Consider the following 16695-nt stretch of genomic DNA (forward strand, 5'->3'; position numbering starts at 1 on the left):
TTTCGACTTCTCGTCGACTACGCGTCCGTCCGGCACCATCCGGTTCTCCTACCTATTGCCTCGCAACCTTTCGATCAAGCATTTGCCTTCGCGGCGGGCCGACTCGGCCGAACCGGGCGGCGATCGCGCCAGGCAACGGCCGCCCGGCGGGCCGCCGTCACACAGAGTTGACGCCGCAGAACCATTGCGCGGCGGGCGATTTGGTCGAACTGCTCGATGCCGGGCACGGCGGCATCGCGAACGGTTGAGAGAGGCATTGAATGCTGAAGACACTTCTGGTGATGCGCCCCTCCGACGACAGCCTGCCGGCGCGGATCTCGGCCGACATCATCCGATTCGATGCAGACAGCGAGAGGTTGACCGGCTGGGTCCAGCTCGCACTCGCTGCATTTCTGCTGGCGCTCTACTTCGTCGCGCCGAAGCCGATCGATTCGATATCGCGCAGCCTCGTGCCGATCGGCCTTGCCGCCTATGCCGGGCTGACCATCCTCAGGCTCGGCCTCTCCTACCGCATGGCGTTGCCGAAGACCTTTCTCTTCGCCTCGCTGATTGCCGACGTCGCGCTGCTCTACGCGCTGATCTGGTCGTTCCATCTGCAGTACCAGCAGCCGCAGGCCTTCTCCCTGAAGGCGCCGACCATGCTCTACATCTTCGTCTTCATCGCGCTGCGGGCGCTGCGCTTCGATCCGATCTGGGTGCTTCTGACCGGCCTCGTCGCGGCCCTCGGCTGGATCGGGCTGGTGCTCTATGCGATCGCCGTGGAGGGTCCGGGCGTCATCACCCGCAGCTTCGTCGACTACATCCAGGGCTCACCGATCCTGATCGGCGCCGAAGTCGACAAGATCGTCGTCATCGTTGCCGTCTCGGCGATCCTCGCCATCGCCATCGCCAGGGCGCAGAAGCTGGTTTTGAGGACCGCCCGCGAGCAGGTGGAGCGCGCCGAGATCCGCCGCTTCCTGCCGGCCCCTGTCGAAGCGGCGATCACCGCCTCCGACAGTGCCATCGTCGCCGGCGAGGGGGTCGAGCGGGAGGCGGCGATCCTGATCCTCGACATCCGCGGCTTCTCGGGCTTTGCCGCCCGGCAGGATCCGAAGACGGTGGTCGCCGCCCTTGTCGCGATGCATGCGATCGTCGTGCCGATCATCGAGCGGCACAACGGCATCGTCGACAAATATCTCGGCGACGGCATGCTCGCGACCTTCGGCGCGGCCCGCGAAAGCGACACGCCCGCCGCCGACGCCCTCAACGCGCTGGCCGAGATCTCTGCCGCAACGACAGGATGGACCGAGGATCTCGCCGCCGAAACCGGCTTTCGCCTGTCGGTCAATGGCGCGGCGACGGCCGGGCCGGTCATCTTTGCCGCCCTCGGCGATGCCGCACGGCTCGAATATACGGTGATCGGTGAGGCGGTGAATCTCGCGGCGAAGCTCGAAAAGCACAACAAGGTCGAGAAGACCGCGGGGCTGACCACCGCGGCGACGCTCGAAGCCGCCATCCTGCAGGGATTTCGCCCGGAAGGCCGGGCCACCCACCTGCCGGAAAGGCGCGTCGCCGGCGTCGCCGAGCCGCTCGGGCTGGTGGCGCTGGCCCCGGTGTGAGACGCAGCCACCCGTTGCTTCAGGGGAGTTTCTGGTCGAGCAGCAGCACTTCCGAATAAAGGTGGCCGATATCGCGCGGCTGAACGTCGTCGGAGCGATACCAGCGCGGCAGCGGGATCTTCTCCACCTCGCCCTGGTCGTCGGCGCCGTTCATCATCCGCGTGTCGACCGCGAGAACCGCTTTCTCGCCGACGCTGACGAGCCCGGCGATCGACCCGGCATGGGCCGAGAGGAAATCGTAGTCGCAGGCGTGGAGGACCTCGTGATAGGCGACGGCGTCACCCTTCAGCTTGCGCTGCCAGACGAGCCACGTCCCGCGCCCTGCCTCGCCGGCCGAGCCGTCGCCGTCCTCGATGACGGCGTGGTGGATGTCGAAGCCGTGGTGGTCGTCGAGCATCCGGCGTTCGTCCGGCGAAAGCCGCTCGCGGATCTCCGCCGGGTCTCGGATCAGCCTCAGTCCGCCATTGCCGATCTGCGCGGCGTCGCCCGGCCGGAACAGGCTGCGGGTCTCGTCGAGGATCGAGAAACCGAGCGCCCGGATCTTGCGCCCCGTCGCCCGCCGCGCGGTCATCGTCTGATAGGTGACGCCGGGCTTCTCCATTCCTGAGCGCAGGAGTTCGTCGCCGACCCCGGTGCCGCGATAGCCGGACACCAGATACCAGGAGGACAGGTCGCAGAAGCGCCGCGTGCCGGTCGCCGTTGGTCGGTCGGAATAGACCGTCCCCATGAAGCCGACGATCTGGCCGTCGTCCTCGACCAGCCAGCCGCGCTCGGCCTCTGGCGGGCGCCAGGGATAGTCGAGCAAGAGCCGCCAGGTCTCGGCCGGGATCCGGCCGTTCATCCTGTCATGCAGAAGCGCCGCGACCGCTTCGACGTCGTCGTCCCCGGCTGGGCGCACCCGCGCCGCCATCCTCAGCGCACCGGGCTTTCGGTGAGAAGCGTGGTGATTGGCTGGAAGCGGATCGCCGGGTGCGAACCGACCCGGCCGAGCAGCCGCTCCAGAAACGACCACGTCGCCTCGTCATGATCGAGATGGTGGGTGAGGATGCCGAAGGGCTCGTCCGGGTCGGTGCGCCCGAGCCGGCGGTCGGCGAGACGCTCGGCGAACAGGGCGATCAGCTTCTCGGCGCCGGCGAAGGTCGCGCCGCCCTTCCAGCTCAACAGGTCGAGATGGGCATTGATCGCAGCGAAACGCGGCGGCAGCACCAGCGCTGCGTCCTCGGTCGAGCCCCCGCCGCCCTGCCCCTGATAATACCGCGGGCCGAAGCTCGACAGGCCGAAATAGCCCTGCTGGGGCAGCGCGGCCGCGACGGCCGGATCGATCCGGTTCCAGGGCGGCACCAGAATCGGCAGGAAGCTCGCGCCGAATTCGCGCATCAGGATGCGCATGCCCTCGCCGAGCTCGGCGAGAACCTCCTGCGTCGGCCGTTCGCCGCCGCATTCGACGGCGCGCTTGCCGGCGGCGGCATGGTTCTTGTGGGCATAGCCGTGCTGCAGCACCGAGATGCCGGGGGCCGACAGCGCCGCCACGAGATCCGGCTGCATCGTCGCCGGCACCGCGGCGATGGCGAGCGGCAGGCGGTGTCGCCGCGCCGCGCCGACGAGCCGGGTCAGCTGCGGGGTCGCCGCGGCCGCGTCGTCGTCGCGCCACCACACAGAAACGCTGCGGCCGGCGGCCGCCCACTGGTCGAGTTCGTCGTCGAGCTGGTCGAATGACTGCATGGCACTGCTGACGGGCGGCTCCTTCAACGAGATCGTTCGAATGGTCCGGCCGTCGTCTCCCTCGTTGATGATTCGCCGCCTGGTTCCGCTGGGACAGCTTTGGGCTTTCCATTGTCCCGGCACTTTCGAATGCAGCGCCAACTTCGCAAAACGAAATCGAAGTGAAACCTGAACGCTGCATTTCGAAAGATAAATGAAACCGGCAACTGCTAGTCCTCTTCGATCAGAAGGTCCTTGCCGGCTGTCCCAACGTCTGGATACCGTCATGAAGTCGCTTTGCGAACCCCTCTCGGCGCATTCGAGCGCCCTGCCCTCGGCGCCCATCGCCGCGCCGCGCCGCGCCGGCCTTTCCTTCCTGCGCTCCTGGCTCAGCACCCCTTGCGCCATGCAGGCCGTCGACGACGTCGACGCCGGCATACTCGCCGATCTCGGCATCGGCTCGGCCGCGGGCTTCGCGGGCACCCGCATGCTGTCTGCCGGACACGAGCGGCTGCAGGCGATCCGGGCGAGCGAGTTCGCCCCGCCACGCCCGCGCCGGACGTATCTCTGAGCCGGAGCGTCGCGGCCGCCGGATGAGGATCCGGCCGAGACCGCACATCCTGCACGGCTGCGTTCGAAGCGAAACGCCGCGCCGAGCGCCCCTTTCCGGCGATGGCGCGACGGGATTGCTGGCTCCTGACGTTACGGTCGGTTAAGATAACCATGACGAAGCTTTGCCAGCAAACGAAACCACCGGAATCATGAACGGACAAGACGGCGGGCGACAAAGCCATGACGGGTGATTTTCTGGAATTTGCCGAGCCGGACGAGGTGGCCGAGCCGCAGGCGCACCGCACCGGCTGGAAGCTCGCGGTGATCGACGACGACGAGGCCGTCCATGAAGGGACGAGCTTCGCGCTCCGGCATTTCGCGCTGCACGGCTACGGCCTCGAAGTGATCGGCGCGCGCTCGGCGCGGGAAGGCTTCGAGCTCCTGAAGCAGAACCCCGACACCGCCGTCGTGCTGCTCGACGTGGTGATGGAGAGCGACGACGCCGGGCTGAAGCTCGCCAAGGCGATCCGCGAGGATCTGAAGAACGAGCTGGTGCGGATCATTTTGCGCACCGGCCAGCCGGGTCAGGCGCCGGAGCGCCAGGTGGTCGTCGACTACGACATCAACGACTACAAGGCCAAGACCGAGCTGACGGCCGACAAGCTGTTCACCACGCTGACGGCGGCGCTGCGCGGCTACGACCAGCTGAAGCGCCTCGATGACACCCGCGTCGGGCTGGAAATGATCGTCAGCGCCTCCGCCTCGCTGTTCGACGATCGCTCGCTGAAGACCCTCGCCCACGGAGTGCTCATCCAGATCAGCGCGCTGCTCGAGATCGAGACCGACGGTATCCTGATCATGCGCGAGACCGGCGGGTCGGATCCGCTGGTGCTGGCCGGCCTCGGCAAGTTCGAGGCGTCCGAGGCTTCCGGCATCGACCGCGGCGCGCTGTTTGCCGCCGCTGCGACGGTGGAGGCCGGGCGGCCGATCCGGCACGACGGTCTCGTCTGCCTGTTCGTCAAGACCGGCAGCGGCGCCGAGATCCTCGTGGCTCTCGCGACCCCCAACGAAATCAGCGACACCCAGGCCTCGCTGGTCTCGGTGTTCTCCGCCAAGCTCGCCATCGCCTTCGACAATGCCCGGCTCTACGACGAGCTGCGCATCGCCAACGAGGAACTCGAAGCCCGGGTCGCCCGCCGGACCCAGGAGCTCGCCAACGCCAATGAGCGGCTGATGGCGCAGGGCGCGCTGTTGAAGCGCGTCAACGCCTTCAAGAACGAGATCCTCGGCACCATCGCCCACGACCTGAAGAACCCGATCGCGGTCATTCTCGGGCGCAGCGAGATGCTGACCAGCCTTACCGAGACTCTCGACGAGACCCTGCGCGAGCGCTTCGCCAAGCAGGTCGGACACATCCGCAATTCTGCCGAGCGGATGACCCGGATCGTCGACATGTCGATCGCGGACGCGCTTGCCGACGCCCTCGACATCACCGTCGAGCCGCGCCGGGTCGACCTCGCCGAAATCACCGCGACGACGGCCGAACTCACCCGCGCGCTTGCCGAGAAGAAGCAGCAGAGCCTTGCCATTCAAGCCGACGCGCCGCTGACGGTCGCCGGCGATCCCGACCGGCTCGCCGAAGCGATTGACAATCTCGTCAGCAACGCCATGAAATACGCCCCGGTGGGCGGCGAGATCCGGGTGGAAGCCGCCCGGTCGGGCTCTCATGCCAAGGTGACCGTCGCAGACTCCGGGCCCGGCCTCAACAAGCAGGATTCGGTGCGGCTGTTCGGCCGGTTCCAGCGGCTGTCGGCCCAGCCGACGGCGGGAGAGAGTTCGACGGGGCTCGGCCTCTCGATCGTGTCGAAGATCGTCGAGCTGCATCAAGGTGAAATCGTCGTCGAGGAGAAGGGGCCACTGGGAGGCGCCGCTTTCTCGATCCTGCTACCGCTTCTGGAGACACGATGACCGCCATGTGCGAACCACGGATTTTCGTCGTCGACGACGAGGCCGAGACGCGGGAGCTGATCGGCGATTACCTGCTGATGCACGGCTATGGCGTCCGGCTCCTGGAAGGTGGTGCCGCCATGCGCGACCAGATGGCGGTGGAGCGGCCGGACCTCATCGTTCTCGACCTCAACATGCCCGGCGAGGACGGGCTGTCGATCGTGCGCAGCTTGAAGGCCGAGGCCGACGTGCCGGTGATCATGCTGACCGGTACGGCAAGCCTCGTCGACCGGGTGGTCGGGCTGGAGCTCGGCGCCGACGACTATCTCGCCAAGCCCTGCGAGCTGCGCGAGCTGCTCGCCCGCATCCGCTCGGTGATGCGCCGCGCCGGCTCCTCGCAGACGGCGGCAAGGGCCGAAGAGCCGGGCCAGCCGCGGCGCGAGATCCGCTTCGGCACCAAGTGGCTGGACCTCGACGCCCAGTCGCTGCGCGGCGAGGACGGCGACGAACAGGCGCTGGTCCACAGCGAGTTCACGCTGCTCAAGGCCTTCGCCGAAAACCCCCGGCGGGTGCTCTCGCGCGAGCGGCTGCTCGATCTTGCCAGCGCCCGCGACACCGAGCCCTTCGACCGTGCCGTCGACGTTCGGATCACCCGCATCCGCAAGAAGATCGAGCCGGATCCGGCGAGGCCGACGGTGATCCGCACGGTGCGCGGCGCCGGCTACATGTTTTCGCCGGATTGACGGCTGTCCGACGCGGGCCCAGTGGCAAAGCCGGCCTCATCCCCGGCTTGGGCGATGCCTGGTAAAGGCCCCTTGCGAAGACCTTGATCCGGCGAGCGTTCGCTTCGTCGAGGCGGATCGTGCATGCCGTGAATTGCCACGATTGCGTCCGCCTCTCGCCGCAATCGGCCAGGGAAACGAAATAAGCGCGAAACACAGATGACATAAGACGCCGGAAGCGCTGCATGGCGGCCCGGATGGTTCCGGTCGTTCGCAGCAATCAGCTTTACGGGCACGGCTTAATCGATAGGATGAAGACGGATCGTTTTCACGCGGGACGGCGGCTGGCGCCGTGCGCGACAGTGGCGTGCGTGCCGGGACGGTGGTGGTGCATCACGACCTGAGCATCCCCGCCGCGCCAACGCCGGCACAGTTCGACATCGCGTCATCGCGAAAGGGTGGCGGCATCTTCCGGCTCTCGATCACGCGCAGAGTGTTCTTCGTCGGCGCGATGCCGATCGTCCTTGCCATGCTGCTCAGCGCCGCCTCGGTGCTGCTGCTCGACCGCGCCGACCAGGCCCGCCGCGATGCCCTCACCGTCTCCACGGTGTTCCGCAATGTCGTTCTGGCGATGAGCGCCCGCGACGACTATATCGCCGCCGATTCCGCCGGGCGCAGCACTCATCTCGGCGCCTTCATGGCGAATATCGTCGCGGCGACCACCGGCCTTTCCGAGATCGGCGCCGAGACGACCGACGCGGACGTCAACGAGGCGGTGATCACCACGATCGCCTCGCTGGAGCGCTTTCGCCGGGCGATGGGCGAACTCGAGATCGCCATCGGGGAGAACGACCAGCGGGCCGAGGCGATGGACACCCGGCTCGACCGGCTGATCACCCTCGCGCAGGAAGCGCGCGGCCGCCAGCAGGCGGCGAATGCCGGCGTCGTCTCGCAGCTTCGCCAGCGCGACGCGGCGATGCGCGTGGCACTCGACCTCTCGTCGGCGGCGATCGGCCTGCGCGGTGCGGTGATCGACGTGACGCTTCGCCGCCTGAAGGCAGGATGGCTGGTGGCACGGCCCGCAACCGTATCGGGTGCGGCCGGCAATGTTCCCCTAGCGCAGGACAAGCCGGCCGGAGAGGCCGTGCCGCCCGAGGAGGAGGATCAGCTCGCAGCGGCCAGGCTCGCCAATGCCGCCGACCAGCTGCGCGCCGCCTTTCGGGCTGCCGGCCGGGGCGAGAAGCTCGCGGGCTTCGAGGTCGAACTCGCCGGTTTTCGCGACGGCGGCTCGCCGGAAGGCCTGCTCGCCTTTCTCGGCCGCTGCCTGAAGATCGACGGCAGCGCCGTGCGCGCCGCCGAGGAAGCCTTCTCCGGTCTTCTCGACGATGCGGTGACCTCCCAGGCGACGGAGGAAAAGGCCCAGGATGTCGCGGTGGAGACGATCCGGCTCAGCGAGCGGACCCGCGAGGCGATGCGCCTGCGCGACAGCGGCGCCATCGCCTCGATGATCGAGAAGAACACCGACCTGCGCGAGGCGATCGCCTCGCTGCCGATCTCGCCGCTGGTCCAGTCCGAAATGCTCGACGCACTGGATTCCTGGCGCCGGGAACTCAGCGGCGCGCGCGACGGCCTGGCTGCCCAGAACGCCATCCTGCGGCGCATGCTGATCGCTTCGAGCGGCATCGTCTTCGAGGTCTCCAACCTCAACACCACCCTGTCGCAGAATGCCGACGAGACCGGCGCGACGGCGCGGCGGATCCTGATTGTCAGCGCCGCCCTCGCCTTGCTCGTCGCGATGGTCTTCGGTCTCGGCGTCGCGCGGTCGATCACGCGGCCGCTGAAGCGCCTCGAGCAGGGCATGCTGGCGCGGGCCGTCGATCCCGCCCTCGGCACCCTGCCGGAAGCCGATCGCGGCGACGAGATCGGCCGGATGTCGCGCGCCACCAACCATTTCCTCGACGAGCTCAGCAAGCGCGAGGCGGCGCTGCGGCTTGCCAAGGACGAGACCGAGCGCACCCTCGCCGCGCTGAAGCGGACACAGAACGAGCTGATCCAGAGTGAGAAGCTTGCCTCGCTCGGCCAGCTCGTCGCCGGCATCGCCCACGAGATCAACACCCCGCTCGGCGTGGCGCTGACCACCGCGACGGTGATGCGCGAGGAGACCGAGGCGTTCCGCAAGGCGACCAGCGAGGGCAAGGTCACCCGCCAGGCCTTCGACGACTTCATCGAGCGCACCGCCGAGGGCACCGAACTCGTCGACACCAATCTCGGCCGCGCCGCCGACCTCGTCGTCAGTTTCAAGCAGGTGGCGGCGGACCAGGCGAGCGGCGAGCGGCGCGCCTTCAAGATGGACGAGTTCCTCGACGATCTCTTCCGCAGCCTCGGCCCGATGCGCCGCCGCGCCGGCCACGAGCTGGCGATCGACTGCGAAAAGGAGATCGCCATGTTCTCCTATCCGGGCGCGCTCTCGCAGGTTTTGACCAACCTCTTGACCAACGCCCATGCCCACGCCTTCGGGAAAACCCAGACCGGGCACATCGAGATCACCGTCCGCCGCAGCGAAGCCGACCGGGTGCGGATCACCTTCTCCGACGACGGCCGCGGCATCCTGCCGGAAAACCGTGCCCGGATCTTCGATCCGTTCTTCACCACCGGCCGCTCGTCGGGATCGACCGGCCTCGGCCTTCACATCGTCCACAACCTCGTCACCGCGACGCTCGGCGGCAGCATCGAGGCGGTCAGCCCGGAGACCGGCGGCACCCGCTTCGTCATCGATATTCCGCGGGTCCGCGAGAACGCACCGGCCGCCTCGCAGGATCGCACCGCCGGAGCCCGGCGCGAGCCGGCCCTCAACGATTGAACCGCCTAATACAAGGATACCGCCGTATCGTGTCTGCCGTTCTGCGATTACTCACTCTGGCCTTCGCCATTGCGGCGTTTGGCTCGCCAGCCGCGGCCGAAGCCGCGAAGACGCTGGTGTTCTGCTCGCAGGACAGCCCCGAGAGCCTGTCGCCGCCCCGCGCCGCCTCGAGCATCGCGATGGATGCGATCCGACCGGTCTTCGACACCCTCGTCGCCTTCGCCCCGGGTTCGACGGACATCGTGCCCTCGCTCGCCGAGAACTGGTCGATCTCTGCGGACGGGCGCGACTACACCTTCCATCTGCGCCAGGGCGTCGCCTTCCAGTCGAGTGAGGACTTCGCGCCGACCCGGCCGATGAACGCCGACGACGTGATCTTCACCTTCGGCGGAACCCCGGGCGAGACCGGCGCCGACGGAAGCGGCAAGGACGGCGAGTACGAGGCCTTCCGCAATTCGGGCCTCAAAGGCATTCTGGAGAAGGTCACCCGCGTCGACGATCACACCGTGACGCTTCGCCTGGCACGGCCCGACGCGGCGTTTCTCTCCGAACTCGCCATCCCGCTGAATGCGATCCTCTCGGCCGAATACGGCCACCGGATGATGCAGCAGGGCACGCCCGAGCGCTTCGACGCACGGCCGATCGGCACCGGCCCCTTCCGCCTCGTCGATTTCCGACAGAACGTCGCCGTCCGCTATCAGGCCTTCGAGGAGCACTGGCGCGGCCGTCCCGCCATCGACACGCTGGTCTTCTCGATCACGCCCACCGCCTCGGCGCGGCTGCAGAAGCTGATCGCCGGCGAGTGCCATGTGGCGGCCTCGCCCGAGCCTTCCGAGATCGGAGCGATCCGCGCCGACCCGTCGCTGAGGCTCCTGACGATCCCCGGCCTCAGCATCGGCTATCTGGCGATCGACACGACAAAGAAGCCGTTCGACGACGTGCGCGTGCGCCGCGCGCTGACCATGGCGATCGACCGCGAGGCGATCCTCTCGGCGATCTATCCCGGCACCGGCACCCCCGCAGCCACCCCTCTGCCCGCGGCATCGTGGGCCAACGACGCGTCGATCAAACCCTATCCCTATGATCCGAAGGAAGCCCGCCGGCTGCTTCTGGAGGCCGGCGTCACCGGCGGCCTGACGGTCGATCTGTGGTATCCGCCGGAAAACCGCTCCTACAATCCGGACGCCAACCGGATGGCGCGGATGATCGCCGCCGATCTCGAAGTGCTCGGGATCAAGGTCCTGCGCAAGTCGGCTCCCTGGGAGGTCTACTGGCGCAAGCTGATGGGCGGCGAGACGACTCTCGCCCTTGCGGGCTGGATCGGCGACAACGGCGACCCGGACAATTTCATGGAGACCCTGCTCGGCTGCGTCGCCGCGGAGGACGGCGGCGCGAATGTCGCCCGCTGGTGCGACGGCGATTTCGACGCGCTGCTCGACCAAGCAAGGCGCGTCACCGACAAGGAAACGCGCGCCTCGCTCTATGCAGAGGCGCAGGCGATCTTCCACGACCAGGCGCCGTGGGTGCCGATCGCCAGCGCCCGCTTCCTCGTCGCGACGCGGAACAATGTCGAGAATTTCGTCATGAGCCCGCTCGGCTTTCACGACTTCTCGAACGTTGATCTGGCCGAATAGCGCGTCGTGCGTCCGATGGGACGCGCTGTCTCTCTGATTTCATGCCCTTTTGCCTTCCGCAGACCGATCCCGCTCGTGGGCCGATGCTCTGGCCGGCGGGATCAGTCGAGGCCGGCGACCCGGATGATCGCCGGGCCGAGAATGACGGCAAACAGCACCGGCAGAAAGAACACGATCATCGGTACGGTCAGCTTCGGTGGCAGGGCGGCGGCCTTTTTTTCCGCCGCGTTCATCCGGATGTCGCGGTTCTCCTGCGCCATCACGCGCAGCGCCTGACCAAGCGGCGTGCCGTAGCGTTCGGCCTGGATCAGCGCCGTACAGACCGCCTTGACCCCGTCGATGCCGGTGCGTGACACGAGATTCTCGTAAGCCTGCTTGCGGTCCGGCAGGAAGGAGAGCTCGGCGGTCAGAAGGATCAGCTCTTCCGCAAGCGGGATCGACTGGATGCCGATCTCCTCGGCCACCCGTCGGAAGGCCGCCTCGATGGAATTGCCGGATTCGACGCAGATCAGAAGCAGGTCCAGCGCGTCCGGCCAGGCCCGCATGATCGACTGCTTGCGCTTGGCGGCGGTGTTGTTGACCAGGATCACCGGAATGTAGAAGCCGATATAGCCGGCGATCAGGAAGATCAAAATCCTAACTGGGATCGGCCAGCTGGCGAAGAAGCCGAGGCCGAAGATGTAGAAGGCCGCCACCGCGAAGAAGAACAGCGGTACCGTTACCCGGGCGAACAGGAACATCGTCAGCGGCCGCTGGCCGCGATAGCCCGCCGAGCGCAGGGTCGCGACGGTCTTGTCGTCGACGAGAGCCTTGCGCAGGTTGAGCTGCTCGACGACAAGACCGGCAATGCCGCGCGTATCGGTCTGGCGCAGGCCTCGCGAGCGTTCCTTCTCGGAGGCGAGCCGGGCCCTTTCGCGGGCTCGGATCTGGTCGCGCTCGAGCGCCACGGCCTTCATCCGCGTCTTCAGCTTGTTGCCGCTGAGAGCCGGCAGCGCCACGGCGACGAGGGTCGTGAAGACGCCGAGCGCGACGATCGCGCTGAGGACGATCTGGCTCGACAGGCCGAAGGTTTGAAAGATCTCTTCCATGGCGCGTGGGACTTTCGAGCGGCGTGCGGGTCTTGGCGGCTGCGGTTCGGCCGGCCTCGGTCAGAAGTCGAAGTTGATCATCTTCTTCATCATCAACACGCCCATCAGCATCCAGAAGCCACTGATCCCCATGAGGATCTTGCCGTAGATATTGGTGTAGAGCAGGCTGATATATTCCGGGTTGGTCAGGGTCACGAGGATGAAGACGACCACCGGCAGACAGCCGATGATCCCGGCCGAGGCCTTCGCTTCCATCGACACCGCCTGGATCTTGTCGCGCATCTTCTTGCGCTCGCGCAGGACCCTCGAAAGGTTGCCGAGCGCTTCCGACAGATTGCCGCCGGCCTGGGCCTGGATGCCGATGACGATGGCGAAGAAGTTCGCCTCGGAGGTCGGGATGTTGCGATAGAGCCGCTCCACCGCCTCGGAGATCGACATGCCCATCTGCTGGCTCTCGACGATGCGGCGGAACTCCGAACGCACCGGCTCGGAGGTCTCGCTGGCGATCATCTTCAAGGTGTCGTTGAGCGGCAGGCCGGACTTGACGCCGCGCACGATGAGATCGATGGCGGTCGGAAACTCCTGGGTGAAGGCGTTGAAGCGCTTCTTGCGGGCGCGGCCGAGGAAGAATCGCGGCAGGCCGAGGCCGGCGATCAGCGCAACGCCGAAGGTGATCAGCAGCGGCGCTCCGAACAACAGGCAGAGGAGCAGCGCGAAGATGCCGAGGCCGGCGCTCATCAGCCAGTACTGGCGCACGCCCATCGACCATCCGGCCTGTTCCAGCCGGCGCTTCAGTGGCACCTTCGAGACGTGCTTGTCCCGCTCCTTCTGGCGCGCCTCGAGATCCTTGAGCGAGTTCTGGATGGTCTTGCGGCGCTTGACCTGCTCCTGCAGCCGGTCGCGATGCGCCTTGTTGGCCATCCGGTCGGATTCGTTGCGGCTGACGAAGCTGCGGCGCTGCACGACCTTCTTCTCGCGGGCGAGCGTCGGCTGCAGGATGGCGAATGCGAGCCCGCCCGCCGCGACGGTCGAGAGCAGAACGAAGAGGAGGAGTGCGCCGGTCTGCATGGCTCAGCGATCCGCTTCGGCGTTGTCGACCGAGCTCGCATCGAGCGCCCGGGCGAGGCGGTTTTCCTCGTTGTAGTAGCGGGCCCTGTCCCAGAAGGCGGGACGGCCGATGCCGGTCGAGCGATGCCGGCCGATGATCCGGCCGTTGGCGTCCTCGCCGACGATCTCGTAGACGAAGAGATCCTGCGTGGTGATGACGTCGCCTTCCATGCCGATCACCTCGGTGATGTGGGTGATGCGGCGCGAGCCGTCGCGCAGGCGCGCGGCCTGGACGATGATGTCGACCGAGCCGGTGATGATCTCCTTGACGGTGCGAGACGGCAGCGAATAGCCGCCCATGGCGATCATCGATTCCATACGGTTGAGACACTCGCGCGGCGAGTTGGAGTGGATCGTTCCCATCGATCCGTCATGGCCGGTGTTCATCGCCTGCAGCAGGTCGAACACTTCGGGTCCGCGCACCTCGCCGACGATGATCCGCTCGGGGCGCATGCGCAGGCAGTTCTTGACGAGGTCGCGCATGGTGATCTCGCCCTCGCCCTCGATGTTGGGCGGGCGGGTCTCGAGACGCACGACATGAGGCTGCTGCAGCTGCAGCTCCGCCGAGTCCTCGCAGGTGATGATGCGCTCGTCCTCGTCGATGTAGCGGGTGAGGCAGTTGAGCAGCGTCGTCTTGCCCGAGCCGGTACCGCCGGAAATGACGACGTTGCAGCGGACGCGGCCGATGATCTGCAGGATCTCGGCGCCGGCCGGCGTGATCGCCCCGAACTGGACGAGCTGGTCGAGGGTCAGCTTGTCCTTCTTGAACTTTCGAATGGTCAGCGCCGTGCCGTCGATCGAGAGCGGCGGCGCGATGACGTTGACGCGGCTGCCGTCCGGAAGGCGCGCATCGCAGATCGGCGAGGTCTCGTCGACGCGCCGGCCGACCTGGCTGACGATGCGCTGGCAGATGTTGAGGAGCTGCTGGTTGTCGCGGAAGCGGATCGCCGTCTGCTCGACCTTGCCGGCGACTTCGATGAAGGTCTGGCGGGCGCCGTTGACCATGATGTCGGCGATGTCGTCGCGGGCGAGCAGCGGCTCCAGCGGGCCGTAGCCGAGAACGTCGTTGCAGATGTCGGAGAGCAGCTCTTCCTGCTCGGCGATCGACATCGCGAAATTCTTGATCGCGATGATGTCGTTGACGATGTCGCGGATTTCCTCGCGGGCGGCGTCCTGCTCCATGCCGGCGAGCTGCGACAGGTCGATCGTGTCGATCAGCGCCGCAAAGACCTGGCTCTTGCGGTCGTAATATTCCGGGCTCTTGTCGTGCACGGGGCGCGGCGCCGCGGCTGCCGGCTGTGGTGCAGGTTTCGGCTGTGGCGCCGGCGCCCGCGGCGCGGCGGTCGCAGCCTGCGGCTCGGCCGGCCGTGGCAGGGTCGCGACGGTCCTTGGAGGCGCCTTCTCGTTTCCGCGCTTGCCGAACATTTCCTGATTCCCGCTTCCCGAGGCCTTACGATTTCAGGCGGAGCCGGCCGAGCAGGCTCGGCTTCTTCGCCTTCTTCGCCTCGCCCCGCCCGGTCAGGACATGGGCGACATGCTGGAACACCGCGACCGACGGATGCTTGGCATCGGTCTCGGCGATCATCCGGCCGCTATTGGCCGCATTGCCGAACACCCCCGGATCGAAGCCGATCTCGCCGAGCGGCTCGAGGCCGAGGGGCTCGGTGAACTCGCTGGCCGAGATCTCCGGCCGCTTCGGCATCGCCAGCTGGTTGAGGATCAGCGACGGCGGCGTGTCGTTCGGCCTGATCTTCACCAGCGTGTCGACGAGGTTCTTGGCGTTGCGCAGATTGGCAAGGTCCGGCGCCGCGGTGATCACCACCTGGTCGGCGCGGGAGAGCACCGTGCGCGTCCACTCGTTCCAGACATGCGGGACGTCGAGCAGCACCGCCGGGGCGCCGCGCTGGGCGATGTCGATCAGCGCGTTGAAGGCGTCGCCCTCGAAGTCGTAGGTGCGGTCGAGCATCGAGGGGGCCGCGAGCAGCGAGAGATGCTCGGCGCACTGGGAGAGCAGCCGGTCGAGATAGACGTCGTCGATGCGGTCGGCCGACTGCAGCGCCTCGGCGATGCCCTGGGCCGGGTCCTGGTCGAAATTGATGTTGGCGGTGCCGAAGGCGAGGTCGAGATCGGCGAGCACCACGTCGGTGGAGAACAGCTTGGAGATCGACCACGCGACATTGTGGGCGACCGTCGAGGAACCGACGCCGCCCTTGGCGCCGACGAAGGCGATGGTGCGGCCGAGCGGCTCGGCGCCTTCGGCGACGAAGAGCTCGCCGATCACCGTCATCACGTCGCCGAGCGAGATCGGCGCGACGAGATATTCGGAAATGCCGCGATGGATGAGGTCGCGGTAGAGCGCGACGTCGTTGTAGTGGCCGATAATCACCACCTTGGAGCCCGGATCGCAGAAATCGGCGAGGACCTCGAGCTCGGTGAGGAGATCGAGGGGGGCGAGCCGCGATTCGAGGATCACCAGATTGGGCGTCGGGGCCGACTGGAAATGTTCCGTCGCGGCCTTGATGCCCCCCATCTGGACTTTCAGGTGAGCCTTGGCCATGCGTCGGTCGCTGCCGGCCTTCTGGATCGGCGCGGCGACGGCCTCTGTCTCGCAGAAGGCCTGGATCGAGATCCGCGGGATCGGCCGGACCTTGTCGATCTGCTGGCGATCCTCCGTCGGCGACGGCTCGGCGGCGGTGGTGAGCGTCTGTTCCATCGACATGTTTCCCATCACCAGTCGTAGTCGGTCTCGGCGTCCACCGGGTCGGCGCTGGTGACCTCACCGTTGCGGTACTTGTCGATCACCGTCGTGCGCCGCTGGGCGTCGGACGGATCCATGCCGCGCGGCCCGAGGAGATCGCGCGGATCGGCGATCTGGGCGGCGAGGTTCTGCTGGCTGGCGCAGCCGAAATTGTAGTAGTTCCTGTTCTCGCTGGTATCGCCGAGATCCTCGGGCCAGCGGCCACACGGACCGGTCTTGGCGACGAGCGTCGAATAGGCCAGCCGGATCGGCGTCGGGCCGGTATCGCCGACCGCCGAATAGGGCATCACCATGATCTGCTTGCCGGAGACACGGTGCTTCTTCAGCGTCCTGACGATATCGCGCGACACCTGGTCGGCCGCCCGCTCGTTGGCCGAGCCGTAAGGGACGAGCACCCGCATGGTATCGACCCGGTCGGCGTTGAAATGGGTGGCGAATTCCTCGACCCGGCTGCGGCTGGAGATCGTCAGCCGGTCCTCCGAGGCGGAGACCGGGATGTCGATCGCCGTCTCGGCATCCGCGACGACGATCGGATGCCGCGTGCGGTAGTCGTCCGGAATCGCGCCGACCTCGACGTGGTGGACATTGGCGCAGCCGGCGACCAGCGTCAGGACGAGGAGCGTCAGGACGAGGAGCGTCGGGCCGAGGATGGCGGGCGCCCTCAGGGCGGCTCCGGCAGACTTCCGGCAGGGCGTGCGCGTGGAGAGAGTGGGCTGGGTCACGGTCGT

Annotated in this window: 13 protein-coding genes; 6 read left to right on the plus strand and 7 right to left on the minus strand. The window is 67.2% G+C overall.

What is annotated here, in order from left to right:
• Positions 1-260: 260 nt before the first annotated feature.
• Positions 261-1598: an adenylate/guanylate cyclase domain-containing protein gene (locus E3C22_RS09295; RefSeq protein ID WP_134761699.1), complete on the plus strand. Its 1338-nt coding sequence runs from the start codon at positions 261-263 to the stop codon at positions 1596-1598.
• Positions 1599-1617: 19 nt separating this feature from the next.
• Here the strand turns inward: E3C22_RS09295 and E3C22_RS09300 are convergent, their stop codons facing one another.
• Both E3C22_RS09300 and E3C22_RS09305 read right to left on the minus strand, forming a co-directional pair.
• Complete coding sequence (locus E3C22_RS09300; RefSeq protein ID WP_134761700.1) at positions 1618-2496, minus strand: GNAT family N-acetyltransferase; 879 nt, start codon at positions 2494-2496, stop codon at positions 1618-1620.
• 14 nt (positions 2497-2510) lie between these two features.
• Positions 2511-3320, minus strand: a complete 810-nt coding sequence (locus tag E3C22_RS09305) for a polysaccharide deacetylase family protein (protein WP_134761701.1) — start codon at positions 3318-3320, stop codon at positions 2511-2513.
• A 265-nt stretch (positions 3321-3585) separates the two neighbouring features.
• On the opposite strand from E3C22_RS09305, the gene E3C22_RS09310 reads away from it, so the two are divergent.
• The 5 genes from E3C22_RS09310 (at position 3586) to E3C22_RS09330 (ending at position 11014) form a co-directional block, all read left to right on the plus strand.
• Complete coding sequence (locus E3C22_RS09310; protein WP_134761702.1) at positions 3586-3870, plus strand: hypothetical protein; 285 nt, start codon at positions 3586-3588, stop codon at positions 3868-3870.
• A gap of 221 nt (positions 3871-4091) precedes the next feature.
• Positions 4092-5819, plus strand: a complete 1728-nt coding sequence (locus E3C22_RS09315; protein ID WP_134761703.1) for a sensor histidine kinase — start codon at positions 4092-4094, stop codon at positions 5817-5819.
• 5 nt (positions 5820-5824) lie between these two features.
• A complete protein-coding gene (locus tag E3C22_RS09320; protein WP_134761878.1) occupies positions 5825-6541 on the plus strand; it encodes a response regulator in 717 nt (238 codons plus the stop codon).
• 331 nt (positions 6542-6872) lie between these two features.
• The gene (locus tag E3C22_RS09325; protein WP_134761704.1) at positions 6873-9380 is read left to right on the plus strand and encodes a sensor histidine kinase; all 2508 of its coding nucleotides are present in this window, start codon (positions 6873-6875) and stop codon (positions 9378-9380) included.
• A gap of 29 nt (positions 9381-9409) precedes the next feature.
• Positions 9410-11014, plus strand: a complete 1605-nt coding sequence (locus E3C22_RS09330) for an ABC transporter substrate-binding protein (RefSeq protein WP_134761705.1) — start codon at positions 9410-9412, stop codon at positions 11012-11014.
• Positions 11015-11115: 101 nt separating this feature from the next.
• Here E3C22_RS09330 and E3C22_RS09335 read toward each other — a convergent pair whose 3' ends face one another.
• Genes E3C22_RS09335 through E3C22_RS09355 form a run of 5 tightly spaced genes read right to left on the minus strand, consistent with a single transcriptional unit; the run spans position 11116 to position 16689 of the window.
• A complete protein-coding gene (locus E3C22_RS09335; RefSeq protein WP_134761706.1) occupies positions 11116-12102 on the minus strand; it encodes a type II secretion system F family protein in 987 nt (328 codons plus the stop codon).
• A 60-nt stretch (positions 12103-12162) separates the two neighbouring features.
• Positions 12163-13170, minus strand: a complete 1008-nt coding sequence (locus E3C22_RS09340) for a type II secretion system F family protein (RefSeq protein WP_134761707.1) — start codon at positions 13168-13170, stop codon at positions 12163-12165.
• Positions 13171-13173: 3 nt separating this feature from the next.
• Entirely contained in the window at positions 13174-14634 is a 1461-nt protein-coding gene (locus E3C22_RS09345; protein ID WP_134761708.1) for a TadA family conjugal transfer-associated ATPase, read from the minus strand.
• Positions 14635-14659: 25 nt separating this feature from the next.
• The gene (locus E3C22_RS09350; RefSeq protein WP_134761709.1) at positions 14660-15937 is read right to left on the minus strand and encodes a CpaE/TadZ family protein; all 1278 of its coding nucleotides are present in this window, start codon (positions 15935-15937) and stop codon (positions 14660-14662) included.
• On the minus strand, positions 15937-16689 hold the full coding sequence (locus E3C22_RS09355) for a CpaD family pilus assembly protein (protein ID WP_245514865.1): 753 nt from the start codon (positions 16687-16689) through the stop codon (positions 15937-15939). Before E3C22_RS09355 ends, E3C22_RS09350 begins: the two co-directional genes overlap by 1 nt.
• Positions 16690-16695 lie beyond the last annotated feature (6 nt).

The sequence above is a fragment of the Jiella endophytica genome (assembly GCF_004519335.1).
Lineage (GTDB): Bacteria > Pseudomonadota > Alphaproteobacteria > Rhizobiales > Rhizobiaceae > Jiella > Jiella endophytica.

What these genes read in the sequence shown, in the direction of transcription:
- E3C22_RS09295 (WP_134761699.1), top strand. Translation starts at nt 261, where the DNA reads ATGCTGAAGACACTTCTGGTGATGCGCCCCTCCGACGACAGCCTGCCG.
- E3C22_RS09305 (WP_134761701.1), bottom strand. Translation starts at nt 3,320, where the DNA reads ATGCAGTCATTCGACCAGCTCGACGACGAACTCGACCAGTGGGCGGCC.
- E3C22_RS09310 (WP_134761702.1), top strand. Translation starts at nt 3,586, where the DNA reads ATGAAGTCGCTTTGCGAACCCCTCTCGGCGCATTCGAGCGCCCTGCCC.
- E3C22_RS09315 (WP_134761703.1), top strand. Translation starts at nt 4,092, where the DNA reads ATGACGGGTGATTTTCTGGAATTTGCCGAGCCGGACGAGGTGGCCGAG.
- E3C22_RS09320 (WP_134761878.1), top strand. Translation starts at nt 5,825, where the DNA reads ATGTGCGAACCACGGATTTTCGTCGTCGACGACGAGGCCGAGACGCGG.
- E3C22_RS09335 (WP_134761706.1), bottom strand. Translation starts at nt 12,102, where the DNA reads ATGGAAGAGATCTTTCAAACCTTCGGCCTGTCGAGCCAGATCGTCCTC.
- E3C22_RS09340 (WP_134761707.1), bottom strand. Translation starts at nt 13,170, where the DNA reads ATGCAGACCGGCGCACTCCTCCTCTTCGTTCTGCTCTCGACCGTCGCG.
- E3C22_RS09345 (WP_134761708.1), bottom strand. Translation starts at nt 14,634, where the DNA reads ATGTTCGGCAAGCGCGGAAACGAGAAGGCGCCTCCAAGGACCGTCGCG.
- E3C22_RS09350 (WP_134761709.1), bottom strand. Translation starts at nt 15,937, where the DNA reads ATGGGAAACATGTCGATGGAACAGACGCTCACCACCGCCGCCGAGCCG.